A 16,271-nucleotide genomic window follows, 5' to 3' on the forward strand; every position below is an offset into this window, starting at 1 on the left:
AGCGTACCCTCCAACGTCGATGACGCAAGCGCACGCACCCGCGCTCCTGGCCCGCGGCCCCTGGGACGCCGACCAGGTGCACGCGGTCTGGCGAGACGAGGCCTTCGTCGCCGACGAGGCGAAGGTCGGCGCCGCCGACGCCGCGATCGTCGCCCTGCGCGACCGTGGCTCGCCCAGCCACGACGGCACCGGCGCACGGCTCGTCGGGTTCGAGACCGAGGGCGACACCCTGCACGTCGAGTTGCAGCCGCTGCGTTGGGCGCTGCGCCTGGTCGACGGCGACGCGTCGGCGACGATCTCCGCGCTCTGCGTCGTCCGCGACAGCGAGGGGCGCTGGCTCGCCGGCCGCCGCGCCGAGTGGCTCGCCTCCTGGGCCGGCCGCTGGGCGCTCGGCGCCGGCGGCGCCGTCGACGAGGGCGAGAGCCCCTTCACCACGCTCACGCGCGAGCTCGACGAGGAGTGGTCGGTCACCGCGCAGCGCGTCCGTGGCGAGGCGCTGGTCCGGCTCCCGCACAACCTCATCATGTTCATCGGCCAGGCCTGGCTTGCCGCCGGCGCCACCGTCACGCCCGACCACGAGCACGACGCGCACGCGTGGTGGCCGGCGGAGATCGACGACTGGCCAAAAGAGGCCGATGAGCCGCTGCGTCGAATGGCGCGGCTGTTGCAGTGACCACCGCCACGCGCCTTACCCCGTCGTTCACGACGCTCAAGCACCTGTCGTTCGCCCACTCGACCGTCTACGCGATCCTGCTCGCGGTCTGGCTGATCCCTGGCCTGCACACGCTCGAGTTCGTCTTCGGGCTGGCGCACGGCCTGGGCTGGATTGCGATGTGTCTGTTATCGATCGAGGCGCTCCGGGCACGCGTGATCTCACTGCAACTTGCGGTCGCCGTGGCCGTAATAGGTGCTGTAGGTCCCTTCGTGGGCTCCTACGAGTTCATCCGCGAGACGCGCCGACGCAACCTAACGGGCGCTAACACGCAACAGCGCTAGAGTCAAGAAAAGAGACATGGCCGTCGAAGCCGCAGCGATTCAGGTCACCTTGCCCGCCATGGGCGAATCGGTGACGGAAGGCACCATCCTGGAGTGGCACAAGCAGGTTGGTGACACCATCGAGGCCGACGAGATCATCGTCGAGGTCTCGACCGACAAGGTGGACGCGGAGGTGCCCGCTCCCGCGAGCGGAACCATCGTGGCGATCCACTTCGCCGAGGGCGACACGGTGCAGGTGGGCTCTGTGCTCGCCGAGATCGCGGCTGGCGCAGGAATCGGACCCGCCCACCCCGGATCAGCTAGCGGGGACAGTCTCAACGACGGCAACGGGAGTGGTCCCACGGCCGCGGTGGTCGACGCGCCCGGCGAGATCGTCGACATCACGACGCCCGCCGGCGGCGAGTCGGTCACCGAGGGCACCATCTTGGAGTGGGCGGTCAAGGTCGGCGACCACGTCGACGACGGCGACACGGTCGTCGAGATCTCCACCGACAAGGTCGACATGGAGCTGCCGGCCCCCGCGGCCGGCACCATCACCGAGCTGCTCGCCGAGGAGGGCGCGACGGTTGTCGTCGGGCAGGTCATCGCGCGGATGCAGCTCGGCGCCGGCGCCCCCGCCGGCGCCTCGGCGAAGTCGACCCCGAGTGACGGCCAGGTCGCTGCCTCTCCCAACGGCGCGGCCGCCGCGCCGGCCGTGGACACCGACGCCAAGGCCACCCCCGTCGCCGCCCGCGTCGCCGCCGCCGAAGGCGTCGACCTCGGCGCCGTCACCGGCACCGGCCCCAACGGCCGCATCACCAAGGACGACGTCCTCGGCTTCGACCCGTCAACGCAGACGGGCACGCGCACCGTCCTCAAGGGCGCCGCCGCGATGCTCGCGCGGTACATGGACGACTCGCGCGAGATCCCGACCGCGACCTCGTTCCGCACCATCACGGTCACGACGATGGACGCGCGGCGCAAGCAGCTCAAGGAGGCCGGCCAGAAGGTCTCCTTCACCCACTTGATCGCCTACGCGATCGCGCTCGGCGCCCAGCAGGACATGCCGGTCATGTCCCATCACTTCGACACGATCGACGGCAAGCCGACGCGCATCGACGACGGCGCCGTGAACCTCGGCATCGCGGTCGACGTCGAGAAGAAGGACGGCTCGCGCACCCTGATGGTGCCGGTCATCCGCGACGCCGGCCGCCTCAGCTTCGCCGACTTCAAGGGCGCGTTCGACGCGCTGATCGCCAAGGCCCGGGAGAACAAGCTCGGCGCCGACGACCTCGTCGGCGCCAACGTGCAGCTCACGAACCCCGGCGGCATCGGGACGATCGCCAGCGTCCCGCGCCTGATGAAGGGCAACGGCACGATCGTCGCGACCGGCTCGATCGCCTACCCCGTCGGCCTGGGCAATATCGGCGACATGATCGGCGCCGAGAAGGTCATGACCATGACCTCGACCTACGACCACCGCGTCATCCAGGGCGCGGAGTCCGGCCGCTTCCTCCAGGTCGTCGAGTCCTACCTCCAGGGCGAGCACAGCTTCTACGACGGCGTCTTCGCCTCGCTGGGCGCAACGCTCGGCCCTGCGCCCACGCCGCCCGCACCTGCCGCCGCGGCCGCCGCCGCCCGCGCCGGTGCCGAGAGCGCCGCACGCTCCGGCGACCGCCGCGCGAACGTCATCGACGAAGAGCTGCTGCAGGCCGTGCAGGCGGCGACGTCAGTCCTCAAGGCCCACCGCACCCACGGCCACCTCGCCGCTCGCCTTGACCCGCTCGGCACCGAGCCCGAGGGCGATCCCGCGCTCGACCCCGACACCGTCGGCCTCACGCCCGAGTTGATGGCCAAGATCCCGGCCAAGATCCTGCGGATGCACGTCCCGGGCGCGACGCTGGCCGACGCGCTCCCGCATCTGCGCGAGACCTACTGCGGCACGATCGCCTACGAGATCGAGCACATCGCCTCGCACCGCCAGCGCACCTGGCTGCGCCAGAAGATCGAGGGCGGCGAGTTCCGCAAGCCGCTGACGACCGAGGAGCAGAAGGCGCTGCTGACGCGCCTGATCGAGGTCGACGCGTTCGAGCGCTTCATGCACAAGGCCTACCTCGGCCAGAAGCAGTTCTCGATCGAGGGCCTCGACATGACGGTCCCGATGATCGACGAGATGATCCAGCTCGCCGCCGCCCACGGCGCGCGCGAGGTGGTCGTCGGCATGGCCCACCGCGGCCGGCTCAACGTGCTCGCCCACAACCTGGGCCGCCCGTACGAGACGATCTTCGCCGAGTTCGAGGGCGCCTCCACGCTGGAGGCGGTCACGACGATTCCCCAAGGCGGCACCGGCGACGTCAAGTACCACCACGGCGCGCAGGGCTCCTACCAGCTGCCCAACGGCGAGTCGATCCTTGTCAACCTCGAGAGCAACCCCTCGCACTTGGAGTTCGTCCACCCGGTCGTCGTCGGCGCCGCGCGCGCCGCGCAGACCACGCGCCAGGGTCCGCACGCCCATCGCGACACCGACGCGGCGATGCCGATCGTCCTCCACGGCGACGCGGCCTTCCCGGGCCAGGGCGTCGTCGCCGAGTCGCTGAACCTCCAAGCACTCGACGGCTACAAGGTCGGCGGCACGCTCCACCTGGTGACCAACAACCAGGTCGGCTTCACCACCGACCCGGAAGATGCCCGCTCGACGCGCTGGGCGTCGGACATCGCCAAGGGCTACGACGTCCCGATCATCCACGTCAACGCCGACGACGTGCAGGCCTGCATCCACGCCGTGCGCCTCGCCTTCGCCTACCGCGAGGAGTTCGGCCACGACGTCGTCATCGACCTGATCGGCTACCGCCGCTTCGGCCACAACGAGGCCGACGAGCCCGCCTACACGCAGCCCGAGATGTACGTGAAAATCAAGGGCCACAAGCGCGCCGCCGAGATCTGGGCCGACCGCCTGGTCGCCGAGAGCACGACCTCCAAGGACGAGGTCGAGGCCCAGCGCCAGGCGATCTGGGATCGCTTGAGCGCGCTGCACGCCGACCTCAAGGCCAAGATCAAGGCCGCTGAAGCCGCAGGCGGCGTGACGCAGCAGACGGGCGAGTACCAGCTCGACCGCTCGCCGTCGCCCGACGTGCCGACGGCGGTGTCGCACGAGCGCCTGCAGACGCTCAACGACGAGCTGCTGACCACGCCCGAGGGCTTCACCGTCCACCCCAAGCTCGTCAAGCAGCTGGAGCGTCGCCGCGCCGCGCTGGGCGCCGACGGCGGCATCGACTGGGCCCATGCCGAGCAGTTGGCCTATGCCTCGCTGCTGACCGAGGGCACGCCGATCCGCCTGACCGGCCAGGACGTCGAGCGCGGCACGTTCTCCCAGCGCCACCTGGTGCTGCACGACGCCAAGACCGGGCAGACCGTCTGCCCGATCCAGTCGCTGCCGGGCGCGCTGGCGCCGTTCGAGCTGCACAACTCGCCGCTGAGCGAGATCGCCTGCCTGGGCTTCGAGTACGGCTACTCGGCCGAGGCGCCCGAGACGCTGGTGCTGTGGGAAGCACAGTTCGGCGACTTCGCCAACGGCGCGCAGGTCATCATCGACCAGTTCATCACCAGCGGCCTGGCCAAGTGGGGCCAGACCTCGCGGCTGACGCTGCTGCTCCCGCACGGCTACGAGGGCTCCGGTCCGGAACACTCCTCCGCCCGCATCGAGCGCTTCCTGCAGAGCGCCGCCGAGGGCAACGTCCGCGTCGCGAACCTCACGACGCCGGCGCAGTACTTCCACCTGCTGCGGCGCCAGGCGCGGATCACCAAGCAGCGTCCGCTGGTGATCTTCACGCCGAAGTCGCTGCTGCGCCTGCCGCAGGCGACCAACCGCATCGAGCACCTGGCGGAGTCGAAGTTCTTCCCCGTGTTGGGCGAGCCGCGCGTGCCGATCGAGAAGGTCACGCGGTTGGTGCTGTGCACCGGCAAGATCTACTACGACTTGGTGTCGCACCCCAACCGCGCCGGCAACGAGGGCGTGGCTGTCGGCCGCATCGAGTTGTTGTATCCCTTCCCGGAGGCGCAGGTCCTGGAGCTCATCAACACCTACCCGAACCTCAAGGAGGTCGTGTGGGCCCAGGAGGAGCCGCGCAACATGGGCGCGCGTGCGCATATGTCGCCGCGGTTGTTGCAGGTGCTGCCCAAGCACCTGGCCTTCGGCTACGTCGGCCGCCCCGAGCGCGCCGTGACGGCCGAGGGCTACCCGGCCGCGCATACGGCCGAGCAGAACCGCATCCTGCGGACGGCGTTGGACCTGTCGGTGCCGGCGTCGATGTATCCCATTAAGACGCCCGGCGAGCGCTGAGCATCTCTCTTCCGAGCTTCGACCTCGCCGAGCGGCGCGCCCGGATCGGGGTGCGCCATCGGTTGACAGCGGAGGCGCACGCGGCGTGTGCTGAGGAGGTCGCCGCGAGCTTGGTCGCCGTGCACAGCACCGACGCGGCGTCGGTGATCGTCGCGATGTGGGCGCGGTTGCGCGACCGCTCCGCGACGGCGGCCGAGGTTGAGCGCGCGATGTACGACGAGCGCACCTTGCTGCGGTTGATGGCGATGCGACGGACGATGTTCGTCGTCGATCGTGAGATCGCGCCGGTCGTCCACGCCGCATGCTCGCTCACGGTCGCGGCACGCGAGCGGGCCAAGTTGTTGAAGTTCATGGAAGAGAACGGCGTCGGCGGGGTTCGGCGCGAGGCGTGGCTGGCCAAGGCCGAGGCATCTGCGCTGGAGGCGTTGGGGTCGCGCGGCGAGCTGACCGCGACCGAGCTAGCGGAGAGCGACGCCCGGCTCGGCGCCGAGCTGGTGCTCAGCCGCGGCGCCAAGTACGAGGCGCGCGTGAAGATGGCCAGCCGCGTGTTGATCGTGCTCGCCGCCGAGGGCCGCGTCGTGCGGGCGCGGCCGCGAGGCGGCTGGACCTCCACGCAATTTCGCTGGGCGGCGATGGAGGACTGGGCGGGCGCGCCGCTGGCCGAGCTGCCGGCGGCCGAGGCGGAAGCGGCGCTGGCGGTGCGCTGGCTGCAGGCCTACGGGCCCGCGAGCGCCGACGACCTGCGCTGGTGGACGGGCTGGACGGCGACGCAAACCAAGCGCGCGCTGGCCCAAGATGGTGTTGTCGCCTGCGTCCTGGACGACGGCGAGCCCGGCGTGGTGCTGGCCGACGACGTCGAGCCGGTCGGCCCGGTGGCGCCCTGGGTCGCGCTGCTGCCGGCGCTGGACGCCACGCCGATGGGCTGGAAGCGCCGCGACTTCTACCTCGGCGAGCACGCCGAGCGGCTCTTCGACGTCAACGGCAACGTGGCGCCGACCGTCTGGACCGACGGCCGGATCGTCGGCGGCTGGGCGCGCCGGAAGGATGGCGAGATCGCGTTTGGGTTGTTGGAGGACATCGGCGCCGAGGCTTCCGCTGCTGTGGCCGCGGAGGCCGCCGCGCTCGCGCCCCGGCTCGGCGACGCCACCCTCGCGCCCCGCGCCCGCGGCTACGCGCCGCTGGAGCGCGAGCTGCTGCGTTAACTTGCTCGGTCGATGGCCGACGAGACGATCCTGCACATCACGACCGACGCCGGCTGGGCGACGGCCCAGGCCGACGGCGAGCTGGTGACGCCCTCGCTGGACGAGGAGGGCTTCATCCACTGCTCGACCTTCGCGCAGCTGGAGGCGACGGCCAACCGGATCTTCAAGGGCAGCGGCGACCTGTTGCTGTTGGAGGTCGACGTCGAGCAGCTGACCGCGCCGCTGAAGTGGGAGCGCGCCATCGACGTCGGCGACGAGTTCCCGCATATCTACGGGCCGCTGAATCTCGATGCGGTTGTCGGGACGCAGGCGCTCCCCGAGGGTCCGGACGGCTACGCGTTCTCGGGCTGAGCTTCGTTTGCCTCATGGCGCTCAGCTCGCACGTTGGTCGTCGTGCGCAACGGGGTCTGTTGGCACCGAGGGCGAGCAGCGCTGAGGCCGCGCCATCGTGATTGGTGTGGCTAAGCCCACCTGGCAGCGCCCGGGGGCGATTCGCTGCCGGATCGTGGCTCACCGGGGTTCGGGGCGTCTCATGGTGAATAGTTCACCATGAGACGCCCCGGATCTCCCAGCGCACCCGATGGCTTCAACTCAAGGACGACTGCACCTCCCGCCAACGCGCCCGCCTACTCGTCCAGCGCCGCAAGCACGCGCGCCGCGGCCGGCGCGACCTCGGGCTCGAGGCGCCCCAGCAGCTCCCGCCAGCCCGGCTGCAGCGCGATCGTGCGCCGGACCTGCGCCAAACCCACCGCGCGGTCGCCGTGGTCGAACTCCGCCAGCCCCGCCCAGAAGAGCAGCTCGTGGTTGTCGGGCGCTAGCGCCGCGGCCGCACGATAAGCCTCGCCGGCCTCGGTGTGTCGGCCCTCTCCCGTCAGGTCGTCGCCCGCGGTCGCCAAGGTGTAGGCGTCGTGCAGGAGCAGCAGACGCTCGAGCTCGTCCAACGGCTCAGGATGGTCCTCGACGCGCAACTCGACAACGCGCTCCCACGGTTCCCCCACCGCCGGCACGACTACCAGCGCAGATGACTGCCGACCCCGCACGTCGCCGCCGGCGCTCTCGGCAGCACGCAGCGCCGCGAGCATCCGCCGGGCCAGCGGCCCGGTCGCGTGCGTGAACGCCTCGGCCATCGCCGGCCACACGGCCTCCGAGGCCATCATGTTGGCCTGGACGCTGAAGTCGTCGCCGACCGCATGCCCGGCGTATGCGATGCAACCCGACCCCGTATGGGTCGCCGGCGGACCATCCACACCAAGAACCGCAACCTGCCGGAACACCGCTGCCTCATCGCCGGCCAACAGGGCGCGCAGCGCCTCCTCAGGAGCCACGCCACCGCGCAGCGCGCCCGGCGGCGCAACGCCACCGCCCACGCCGTCACCCGGCGCCGACCCACCGGCCAGCGCGTCCAGCAGCCGCGGGCCATACGCCGGCTCCACGATCGACTGCGTCGCCACCGCCCCCACCCCCGGCCGCGCCCACGTCACCAGCGACCCGACCGAGAACCAATGCGACTGCACCGCCGCCCCTAGCTCGCCGCTGTCGGGGTCGCGTGCGACGATCGAGTACGTGCCTCGGCGAACCATGGCCCAAGCATCCCATCAGGCGATCCTCGATCGCATCGCCGAGATCCCCGAGGGCTTCGTACGGACCTACGGTGACCTCTCCCCCGGCGCGCCACGGCTCACCGGCACGGTCCTGCGGCTCAACGACGACGCCGACGTGCCGTGGTGGCGCGTGGTCCGCGCCGACGGCTCGCTGGCCAAGGGCGAGCGTCAGCGCGCGCTGCTCTTCGACGAGGGCGTGCCGTTTCTGCGCAACGGGAAGATCGACCTCCGCGTCGCCCGCATCCCGCACGACGTGTGAACATGCCGCGCTCCATGCCCAACATCTACAACCCCGACTTCGACGAGCAGCGCGACACCGTCGACGGCTTCCACGCGCAGCGCGCACGCCTCGGCTACCAGCTCGGCACCGAGCGCCTCGGCCTCAGCCTGTGGTCGGTCCCGGCCGGCCAGGCCGCGTACCCCTATCACTTCCATCTCACCGAAGAGGAAGTGCTGGTCCTCCTCGAAGGCGACCTGGCGCTGCGCACGTCAACCGGCTGGGAGCGCGTCCGCCGCGGCGACGTCGTCCGCTTCCCGGTCGGGGAGGACGGCGCGCACCAGCTCGTCAACGACGGCGCCATCGACGCCCGCTTCCTGGCCATCAGCACCCACGGCCAGCCCGACGTCGTCCTCTATCCCGACGAGAGCAAGATCGGACCGGCCGAGCGCAACCCGGACGGCACGGGGCTCAAGTTGTACTTCAAGCTCGAGGACGCCGTGCCCTACGACGAGGGCATCGCGCGCCCGGAGGTCGGCGATGTGGATCCAGCGTGAGCTCACGCTCGATCCGCGGCCGCGCGGCTTCCATCTCGTCACACGTGAGGTGGAAGCGGCACTCCCCGAGTTGGACACCATCTCGGTCGGCCTCCTGCACCTGCACATCCTCCACACCAGCGCGTCGCTCACCCTCAACGAGAACGCCTCGCCCGACGTGCGCCGCGACTTCGAGACGTGGGCCAACGCGGCCGTGCCCGAGGACTTCGCCTGGACCCACACCGACGAGGGCGCCGACGACATGCCCGCCCACATCAAGGCCTCGTTGATGGGCCCGTCGCTCACGTTGCCGGTCGGCGGCGGCCGGCTCGCGCTCGGCACCTGGCAGGGCATCTACCTCTGCGAGCACCGCGACCGCGGCGGCGCCCGCCGGCTCGTCGCGACGCTCAACGGCGAATGACCTCTGGCCCGTACGCCGGCCTCGTCGCCGCGCACGGCCTCAGCGCCGCGCACCGGATCGTCCTGGACCACATCCCCGACGGCGCGCGCGTGCTCGACGTCGGCTGCGCCACCGGCTACCTCGCGGCCGAGCTCTCACGCCGCGGCTGCACGGTCGACGGGATCGAGCTCGACGCCGTTGCCGCCGAGCAGGCCCGCGCCCACTGCCGCGCGGTCACCGTCGGCGACCTCGAAGCGCCCGAGACCCGCGCCGAGGTGCAGCGGATGCTCGCCGGCGCGGGGGTGGGTGGGCCCGATTTCATCATCTGCGCCGATGTGCTGGAACATCTGCGCGACCCGTCGACCGCCCTGGCCTGGCTGCGCACGTTGCTGGCGCCCGGCGGCCGCGCGGTGATCTCCGTCCCGAACATCGCGCACTGGACCGGCCGCCGGGCGCTGCTACGCGGTCGGTTCGACTACACCGACTTCGGTCTCTTCGACCGCACGCACCTGCGCTTCTTCACGCGCGCGAGCGCAGCGGAGCTGGCGCGCCGTGCAGGCTTCGCCGTCCGGGCGGAACGTCTGGCAGGCGCCCCGTTGCCGCTGGAATCACGGGTCCCAGCGCTGGCACGGGTGCGCGACCGGTGCGTACGCCGGTATCCCGAGCTCCTCGCGTTGCAGTTCGTGTTGGTGCTGGCTGTGGATCAACCAGGGCCATAGCGCGTTCTTCTCCACTCCTTGATGTCGTCGGGCAGCGGCCGCGTGTTCATCGGCCCCGCCCCCAGCAGCTCCGGCTCCAGCCGTGTCCGGACCAGCTCGCCGCCAACGGCGTCGACGCGCAGCGCCGAGGTTCCCGGGCGCGCGCTGACGACACGCACCAGCTCGGTGTCTTCGAAGACCAGGCCAACGCCGTCGTCGGCGGCCCAGCCGCCGGGCAGCTCGCCGGTGCGCACGGCCTCCAGCCAGACCGGCAGGCGCTCGGGCTCACCGTCAGCGTGGACGGTCAGCGAGCCGGGCAGGAAGCCCAGGCCCGGATTGGCCTCGGGCGGGCCGAACGACTTGGTGCAGCCACCCTGAAACCAGCACATCGCGCCGGCGCTCAGGCCCGCGAGGACGATCCCGCGCTGCCACGCCTCACGCAGGACCTCGTCGAGGCCGTGCGCGGCCCAGATCGCCAGCAGATTGCGCAGCGAGCCGCCGCCGACGTAGACGACGTCGTGGACCAGGACGATCTCGCGCAGCGAGCGCGGGTCGCCGTGGCGGCGAAAGAGCGAGAGGACCGTGGCGAGCGCGGCGCGGCTGCCGTAGGTCGCGTGAAACGACGCGATCTGCTCGTTGGGATCGCCGGAAGCCGTCGGCAGGAAGAGGATCCGCGGCTCACGCCGGCCGCAGAGCTCCAGGACCAACTCGTCGAGCGCGGGATCGCCGGCCGGCGACGTGAAGCCGCCACCGCCCATCGCGAGGATCGTCGGCGTGCGGTCGGGCTTGCGCCCCGCGTCTGTCACGCGACCGCCAGAGCAGCGCGCTCGCCCAGGTAGCTCACCGCGAGCGGATGCTCACCGTCGGTGGAGACGCGGAAGGCACGGGCGTTGGGCCGCGAGGACACGGCGCGCAGCAGCTCGCGCCCCTCGAAGTGCAGGGCGGCGCCGTCCTCAGCGGCGTAGCCCTCGCGCAACTGGCCCGACGCGATCATGTCGCGGAAGGCCTCGCCGCGCTCGGCTTCGCCGTCGTAGTGCACGCAGTTGGAGTGTGGCAGCAGGCCCAAGCCGCGCACGGGCTCCGGCGGTCCGTGGAAGGCCGTGATCGCCTCGCTGAACCAGCACAGCGACCCCGCAGAAAGACCGCACAGCATCACCCCGCGCCGCCACGCGCGCTTGAGGATCGTGTCCATCCCGTGCGCGCGCCAGGTGCCGAGCAGGCTCAGCACGCTGCCGCCGCCGACGTAGATCAGATCCTGGCTGAGCAGGTGGGACTCGAGGTCGCCCTCGACCGCGCCGGCGCCCTTGTCGCGGCGAAAGAGCGACACGTGGCTGGTGTCGGCCACGGCCGAGAAGCGCCGGTAGAAGCGCACGACGTAGTGGTCGGCGTCGCCCGAGGCGGTGGGGATGAAGCAGACCTTGGGCCGCTGGACCCCGGTCGCCTCCAGCACGTAGTCGTCGAGCAGCGGGTTCCCCGACTCCATCGAGAACCCGCCGCCGCCGAACGCGACGATCTGCGGTGGCCGCATGGACATGGAACGAGGATGCCCACCGTGCGGCCCCCGCGGCTCGTACGGACGGTCGAAAGCCCGCTCGACCGGTGGTCCTGTCGGACCGGCCCTACTTTCCCTGCCACACGGGGTCGCGCTTCTCCTTGAAGGCCGAGGCGCCCTCCTTCGCATCCTCTGACGCGAAGACCGGGCCGCTGATCGCACCCTGCTTCTCCCACATCTCTTCGCTGCTCCAATCGAACTGGCGCTGGACGATCTCCTTGGAGGCCGCGAGCGCCAGCGGACCGTTCTTGACGATCGTCGCGGCCAGCTCCAGCGCCGCGTTGAGGACCTCGCCCTTGGGCGCGATCCGGTTGACGACGCCGAACTCGTGGAAGCGCTCGGCCGGCATCGGGTCGCCGGTCAGGGCCAGCTCCATGACCACGTGGTAGGGCATCCGCTTGGGCAACTGCAGCAGCGCGCCGCCCGCGGCGACCAGCGACCGCTTGGCCTCCGGGATGCCGAGCTTGGCACCCTCGGCGGCGACGACGAGGTCGCAGGCCAGCGCAATCTCGAAGCCGCCGGCGACCGCGAAGCCCTCAATGGCGGCGATCAGCGGCTTGCGCGCGCCGCGCTGGGCGATGCCGGCAAAGCCGCGGTCGCCAAACCACGGCGACTCGCCCTTGACGAACGCGCCGAGGTCCATCCCCGCGCAGAAGAAGCCGCCCGCCCCGGTCAGGACGCCGAGGGCGAGGCCGTCGTCGGCGTCGAGCTCGTCGAGCGCGGCGGCGATGCCGGAGGCGACCGCGGCGTTGACCGCATTGCGCACCTCGGGCCGGTTGATGGTGATGACGAGGACGCCGTCGCGGCGCTCGGTCAGGACAGCGGGCTGTTCATCGGACATGGCGCGGGAATCTACCCACCCACCCGGAGTCAGACCCCTTCATCTGCGGTCAACAATTGGTCGCGCCGGCAAAGCACGGCGCATGCAGGCACTTCAGCCCTCCTCCCCACATGAGGGGTCAGACCCCCTCATGTGGGCTCAATATTGGCGTGGTCAGCCGGCCGCTGCCGTGCGGCATGGCTCGCCGCGCAGCGTCGGGCAGGCCGGCAGCGGCGTCGGGACCGCGATCCCGTCGACGACGGGCAGCACCAGACGCGACGTGTGCGACGGGCCGGCCGACACGGTGACGGCCGAGGTGCCGGTCTTCGGCACCGCGTTGGCAAACGCCCAGACCGGCTGGTCGCCGCGCGGCGGGCCGAGCGTCACGCGGATCCGCGAGCCGGCGCGGTAGGCGTGCCCTTGGTAGTAGAGCGGGATCGTCAGCTTGGCCCCCGTGCCCGCCGGCAGCGGCGACTGGTCGGCGGCGCGCAGGCTCAGGACCGGCGCGAGCTCGGTGCTCTTGCGTGCGTCGAGCTTGCGCATGCTGGCCCGCAGCCAGCCGCTCTGCACGAACGTCTCGCTGCCATCGGGGCGGACCTCGGAGATCGTGGCCTGCAGGTCGACGTCGGACGTCGAGGCCTTCACGAACGCCTCCAGCGCGCCGGCGCCGACGACGGTCGTGTCCGCCGCCAACGGCGCCGTCGTCCAGGTGGCGACCGAGCCGGGCGCCGGCGTGGTCCAGGTGTAGGACGGCGTCGTGGTCCACAGCCCGTTGGCGCCCCCGGCGGTGTCGCCGGTGAAGCTGGTCGCCGGCCGGGAGGTGTGAGACCACGTGAACGTCGTGGTGCTCTCCTGCGCCGGCGGCGCGTCGGTGAGCGCGCCGTCGGCGCCGAGGTAGAACGGCTGCGCGCGCGTGCCCGGCAGCGGGAAGCGCGCGAAGGACTGCTCGAAGCCCGGCCCGGGCGCTAAGGCGGCGGGCCCGCCGGCGCCGTTGTCGAACAGGATCCGGACCTGCGGCAGCGCCTCGAAGGCCGCCAGCGCGGCGGCCAGCGTCGGCTGACCCTGGATCGGGTCGTCGGGCAGCGTCAGCCCCTGCACGCCCATCGCGGTGGAGAAGACCACCGGCGCCAGGCCCTTAATCGCCGCGGGCAGTGCCGGCGCGCGCCGCGCGACGTAGAGCTCGAGGAAGTCGTACCAGCGGTTGAACGTCGCCGGGTCCAGCGAGTCGATGTGCGTGCCGTTGGTGAACGTGAACCACTTCTGCGCCGTGCCGGTGAAGTGGTCGGCCAGCGCCGGGCAGTGGCCGCCGGTCTGCTCGTCGGTGAACTGGCAGGCGAGGAAGACAGGGGTGTTGATCTTCTTGACGAACGTGATCGGCGCCAGCGGGTCGGCGACCTTCGGGACGTAGTGGTCGTTGGCCGCGGTCTTGGCCAGCAGGTCGACCGCCTCGGGATGCAGCGCCTGGTTGGCCTTGCAGGTCGCGTCGCCACCCTGGATGCGCTTCAGCGCCCACGCCTGGCCGCCGGTCTTCGACGCCGCCTTGGCGTCGTGCACGCGGTCCTTGGCCCAGGTGAGCGCGAAGCCCGTGTTGAGGATGCCGCCGGGGTAGAGCGTCGTCTGGGTGTTGTCGATGACGCTGAGCGGCGCGATCGCCGAGAGGCTCGGCGGCCGCGTCTTGGCGACGAAGAGCTGGCTGATGCCGCCGTAGGAGATGCCCATCATCCCGACGCGATGGTGCAAGACCCACGGCTGGCGCGCGACCGTCTCGATGACGTCGTAGCCGTCGAGGCCCTGCAGCGGCTCGAAGTAGTCGAAGGCGCCGCCGGAACAGCCGGTGCCGCGCATGTTGACGTCGACGACCGCGAAGCCGAGCAGTTGGGCGACCTGGGCGATCGAGCTCTCGCCGCCGGCGGGGTTGGCGTAGCCGTAGCCGGAGTATTCGACCAGCGTCGGGAACGGGCCCTTGCCCTGGGGAAGGCGCACCGCGATCGCCAGCTGGGTGCCGTCGCGCGTGGTCAGGTAGCCGTAGCCCGAGGCCGGGATCTTCTGGTTATAGGTCTTGGTCGACGGCGGGGCCGAGCGCTGCGAGAAGACGATGACGGCATGGGACTTCTTGGTGGCCGTCCGCACGACGTAGCCCTTGCCCGGCGTGACGTCACGGAAGACCACACCGCCGAGGACGCCCGCGCGCTGCGCCTCGACCTTCTTGCCGCGGCGGCTGACCAGCGTCAGCTTCGCGCCCTTGGCCGCGCCGGTGACCTGCACCTGCTCGACCGAGCCGCGCACGGTCAGGGTGGCTGCAGCGGCGGTGCCGGCGACGACGAGCGCCAGCACGAGGATGGCAGCCGACAGGACGGCGATCGACCCGGCGTGACGACGCAGCAAGAGACCCATCCGCTGAGCCTCTCACGTTTCCCCGGCGGGGACGCTAGGCCGCGACCGGCTCCTGTTCGGAGACCGACGGCGCGGCCCGGGTGAACTCGATCGCGCCGTCTTCCAGCGCACCGCGCTTCAACATCATGATGTCGCGCGCGTAGTTCTGGTACAAGCGCCACGGCGCCCGGACACCTTGACGCGGGAACTGGTCAATGGCGCGCGCAACGTAGCCGGACTTCAGGTCGATGAAGGGCAGCGTCTGCAGGTTCGCGTCGTGGTTGCGGGGCGTGACCTGGGTGAAGCCGTTGGCGTCCATGTGGTTGAGCAGACGGCAGACGTACTCGCACGTGAGGTCGCACTTCAGCGTCCACGAGGCGTTGGTGTAGCCCAGTGCGACCGCCAAGTTGGGGATGTCGCTGAACATCATGCCCTTGTAGCCGATGGTGTCGTTGAGCGCGATCTCACGGCCATCGACGGCGATCTCCATGCCACCGAGCGCGAGCAGGTTCAGGCCCGTCGCGGTGACGATGCAATCGGCCTCCAACTCGGCGCCGGAGGAGAGCTTGATGCCGTTCTCGGTGAAGGTCTCGATCGTGTCGGTCGCGACCGAGGCGTTGCCGCTGCGCAACGCCTTGAAGAGGTCGCCGTCGGGGACGAGGCAGACGCGCTGGTCCCACGGGTTGTAGGTCGGCGTGAAGTGCGGGTCCAACGGCACGTTGTCCGGAAGCTGGCGCTGCACCATCCGGGCGATGAGGCCCTTGATGAGCTTGGGCGCGCGACGGCTGAGGCCGTAGAAGACGCCCTGGGTCAGGACGTTCTTCCAACGGACCACGGCGTAGGCGGCCTTAGACGGCAGCACGCGCCGGATCGCGTTGGCGATCGGGTCCTCGCCGGGCAACGCCATGATGTAGCTGGGCGAGCGCTGGAGCATCGTCACGTGGCCCGCGGTCTCGGCCATCGCGGGGACGAGCGTCACAGCGGTCGCGCCGCTGCCGATGACGACGACGCGCTTGCCGGAGTAGTCATAGTCCTGCGGCCAGTGCTGCGGGTGGATGAGCTTGCCGCCGAAGCGATCGAGCCCTGGGAAGTCCGGCGTGAAGCCCTCGTCGTAGCGGTAGTAGCCCGTGCAGGAGAAGATGAAGGAGGCGGTCAACTCGACCGTCTCGCCGGTGTCGGTGCGCTCGGCGGTGATGGTCCAGCGGGACTCGGGCGAGGACCAGGCGACGCGCGTGACGCGGTGACCGAAGCGGATGTGGTGGTCGATGCCGCCCTCGCTGGCGGTGTCGCGCACGTAGTCGAGGATCGCCGGACCGTCGGCGATCGACTTCGCCGCAGTCCACGGGCGGAAGGAGTAGCCCAAGGTGAACATGTCGGAGTCCGAGCGGATCCCGGGATAGCGGAAGAGGTCCCACGTGCCGCCGATGGCGTCCCGCGACTCCAGGATGGCGTAGGACTTGCCCGGGCAGTTGGCCTTCAGGTGATGGGCTGCGCCGATCCCCGAGAGGCCCGCACCGACGATCAGGACGTCGACGTGTTCCGTGGTCATCCGCTGATG

General features: G+C 70.9%; 15 protein-coding genes. 9 read left to right on the forward strand and 6 right to left on the reverse strand.

Translation table 11 applies throughout. The features are described 5' to 3' along the window. Nucleotides 1-19: 19 nt before the first annotated feature. Genes VGO10_RS07360 through VGO10_RS07380 form a run of 5 tightly spaced genes read left to right on the forward strand, consistent with a single transcriptional unit; the run spans nucleotide 20 to nucleotide 6,867 of the window. The gene (locus tag VGO10_RS07360) at nucleotides 20-673 is read left to right on the forward strand and encodes an NUDIX hydrolase (protein WP_327466735.1); all 654 of its coding nucleotides are present in this window, start codon (nucleotides 20-22) and stop codon (nucleotides 671-673) included. Further along, a complete protein-coding gene (locus tag VGO10_RS07365; RefSeq protein WP_327466737.1) occupies nucleotides 670-996 on the forward strand; it encodes a hypothetical protein in 327 nt (108 codons plus the stop codon). Before VGO10_RS07360 ends, VGO10_RS07365 begins: the two co-directional genes overlap by 4 nt. 16 nt (nucleotides 997-1,012) lie before the next feature. Then, a complete protein-coding gene (locus VGO10_RS07370; RefSeq protein WP_327466739.1) occupies nucleotides 1,013-5,314 on the forward strand; it encodes a multifunctional oxoglutarate decarboxylase/oxoglutarate dehydrogenase thiamine pyrophosphate-binding subunit/dihydrolipoyllysine-residue succinyltransferase subunit in 4,302 nt (1,433 codons plus the stop codon). 50 nt (nucleotides 5,315-5,364) lie between these two features. After that, nucleotides 5,365-6,516 (forward strand): winged helix DNA-binding domain-containing protein, encoded by a 1,152-nt coding sequence (locus VGO10_RS07375; protein WP_327466741.1) that lies wholly within the window; start codon nucleotides 5,365-5,367, stop codon nucleotides 6,514-6,516. Between the two features lie 12 nt (nucleotides 6,517-6,528). Continuing rightward, entirely contained in the window at nucleotides 6,529-6,867 is a 339-nt protein-coding gene (locus VGO10_RS07380; protein ID WP_327466743.1) for a DUF952 domain-containing protein, read from the forward strand. Nucleotides 6,868-7,142: 275 nt separating this feature from the next. Here the strand turns inward: VGO10_RS07380 and VGO10_RS07385 are convergent, their stop codons facing one another. Next, nucleotides 7,143-8,096, reverse strand: coding sequence for a DUF1028 domain-containing protein (locus VGO10_RS07385; protein ID WP_327466744.1), 954 nt, complete (start codon nucleotides 8,094-8,096; stop codon nucleotides 7,143-7,145). Between VGO10_RS07385 and VGO10_RS07390 the strand changes: the two genes are divergently transcribed. From VGO10_RS07390 to VGO10_RS07405, 4 genes are read left to right on the forward strand one after another with little or no spacing between them, the layout of a single operon-like run. Beyond that, a complete protein-coding gene (locus VGO10_RS07390) occupies nucleotides 8,095-8,376 on the forward strand; it encodes an MGMT family protein (RefSeq protein WP_327466745.1) in 282 nt (93 codons plus the stop codon). The genes VGO10_RS07385 and VGO10_RS07390 overlap by 2 nt on opposite strands. 14 nt (nucleotides 8,377-8,390) lie before the next feature. Beyond that, a complete protein-coding gene (locus VGO10_RS07395; protein ID WP_327466747.1) occupies nucleotides 8,391-8,891 on the forward strand; it encodes a cupin domain-containing protein in 501 nt (166 codons plus the stop codon). Continuing rightward, nucleotides 8,875-9,291 (forward strand): secondary thiamine-phosphate synthase enzyme YjbQ, encoded by a 417-nt coding sequence (locus VGO10_RS07400; RefSeq protein WP_327466748.1) that lies wholly within the window; start codon nucleotides 8,875-8,877, stop codon nucleotides 9,289-9,291. The genes VGO10_RS07395 and VGO10_RS07400 overlap by 17 nt, the downstream gene beginning before the upstream one ends. Further along, nucleotides 9,288-9,989 carry a class I SAM-dependent methyltransferase gene (locus VGO10_RS07405; protein ID WP_327466749.1) on the forward strand — a complete coding sequence of 234 codons (702 nt, stop codon included), beginning with the start codon at nucleotides 9,288-9,290 and terminating at the stop codon, nucleotides 9,987-9,989. Before VGO10_RS07400 ends, VGO10_RS07405 begins: the two co-directional genes overlap by 4 nt. On the opposite strand, the gene VGO10_RS07410 is transcribed toward VGO10_RS07405, so the two are convergent. The 5 genes from VGO10_RS07410 to VGO10_RS07430 all read right to left on the reverse strand — a co-directional run bounded on the left by VGO10_RS07410 (nucleotide 9,974) and on the right by VGO10_RS07430 (nucleotide 16,262). Beyond that, a complete protein-coding gene (locus VGO10_RS07410) occupies nucleotides 9,974-10,774 on the reverse strand; it encodes a peptidase E (RefSeq protein ID WP_327466750.1) in 801 nt (266 codons plus the stop codon). The two genes, VGO10_RS07405 and VGO10_RS07410, sit on opposite strands and share 16 nt — an antisense overlap. After that, nucleotides 10,771-11,502, reverse strand: a complete 732-nt coding sequence (locus tag VGO10_RS07415; protein WP_327466752.1) for a peptidase E — start codon at nucleotides 11,500-11,502, stop codon at nucleotides 10,771-10,773. Before VGO10_RS07415 ends, VGO10_RS07410 begins: the two co-directional genes overlap by 4 nt. Nucleotides 11,503-11,587: 85 nt before the next feature. Further along, entirely contained in the window at nucleotides 11,588-12,361 is a 774-nt protein-coding gene (locus VGO10_RS07420; RefSeq protein ID WP_327466754.1) for a crotonase/enoyl-CoA hydratase family protein, read from the reverse strand. A 153-nt stretch (nucleotides 12,362-12,514) separates the two neighbouring features. Then, on the reverse strand, nucleotides 12,515-14,734 hold the full coding sequence (locus VGO10_RS07425) for a CocE/NonD family hydrolase (RefSeq protein WP_327466756.1): 2,220 nt from the start codon (nucleotides 14,732-14,734) through the stop codon (nucleotides 12,515-12,517). 34 nt (nucleotides 14,735-14,768) lie between these two features. Continuing rightward, entirely contained in the window at nucleotides 14,769-16,262 is a 1,494-nt protein-coding gene (locus tag VGO10_RS07430; protein WP_327466758.1) for an NAD(P)/FAD-dependent oxidoreductase, read from the reverse strand. Nucleotides 16,263-16,271 lie beyond the last annotated feature (9 nt).

The sequence above is a fragment of the Baekduia sp. genome, assembly GCF_035996765.1.
Lineage (GTDB): Bacteria > Actinomycetota > Thermoleophilia > Solirubrobacterales > Solirubrobacteraceae > Baekduia.

Coding starts and splice junctions, on each gene's coding strand:
- VGO10_RS07420 (WP_327466754.1), bottom strand. CDS start 12,361: ATGTCCGATGAACAGCCCGCTGTCCTGACCGAGCGCCGCGACGGCGTC.
- VGO10_RS07405 (WP_327466749.1), top strand. CDS start 9,288: ATGACCTCTGGCCCGTACGCCGGCCTCGTCGCCGCGCACGGCCTCAGC.
- VGO10_RS07430 (WP_327466758.1), bottom strand. CDS start 16,262: ATGACCACGGAACACGTCGACGTCCTGATCGTCGGTGCGGGCCTCTCG.
- VGO10_RS07390 (WP_327466745.1), top strand. CDS start 8,095: ATGGCCCAAGCATCCCATCAGGCGATCCTCGATCGCATCGCCGAGATC.
- VGO10_RS07395 (WP_327466747.1), top strand. CDS start 8,391: ATGCCCAACATCTACAACCCCGACTTCGACGAGCAGCGCGACACCGTC.
- VGO10_RS07400 (WP_327466748.1), top strand. CDS start 8,875: ATGTGGATCCAGCGTGAGCTCACGCTCGATCCGCGGCCGCGCGGCTTC.
- VGO10_RS07370 (WP_327466739.1), top strand. CDS start 1,013: ATGGCCGTCGAAGCCGCAGCGATTCAGGTCACCTTGCCCGCCATGGGC.
- VGO10_RS07380 (WP_327466743.1), top strand. CDS start 6,529: ATGGCCGACGAGACGATCCTGCACATCACGACCGACGCCGGCTGGGCG.
- VGO10_RS07425 (WP_327466756.1), bottom strand. CDS start 14,734: ATGGGTCTCTTGCTGCGTCGTCACGCCGGGTCGATCGCCGTCCTGTCG.
- VGO10_RS07415 (WP_327466752.1), bottom strand. CDS start 11,502: ATGTCCATGCGGCCACCGCAGATCGTCGCGTTCGGCGGCGGCGGGTTC.
- VGO10_RS07385 (WP_327466744.1), bottom strand. CDS start 8,096: ATGGTTCGCCGAGGCACGTACTCGATCGTCGCACGCGACCCCGACAGC.
- VGO10_RS07360 (WP_327466735.1), top strand. CDS start 20: ATGACGCAAGCGCACGCACCCGCGCTCCTGGCCCGCGGCCCCTGGGAC.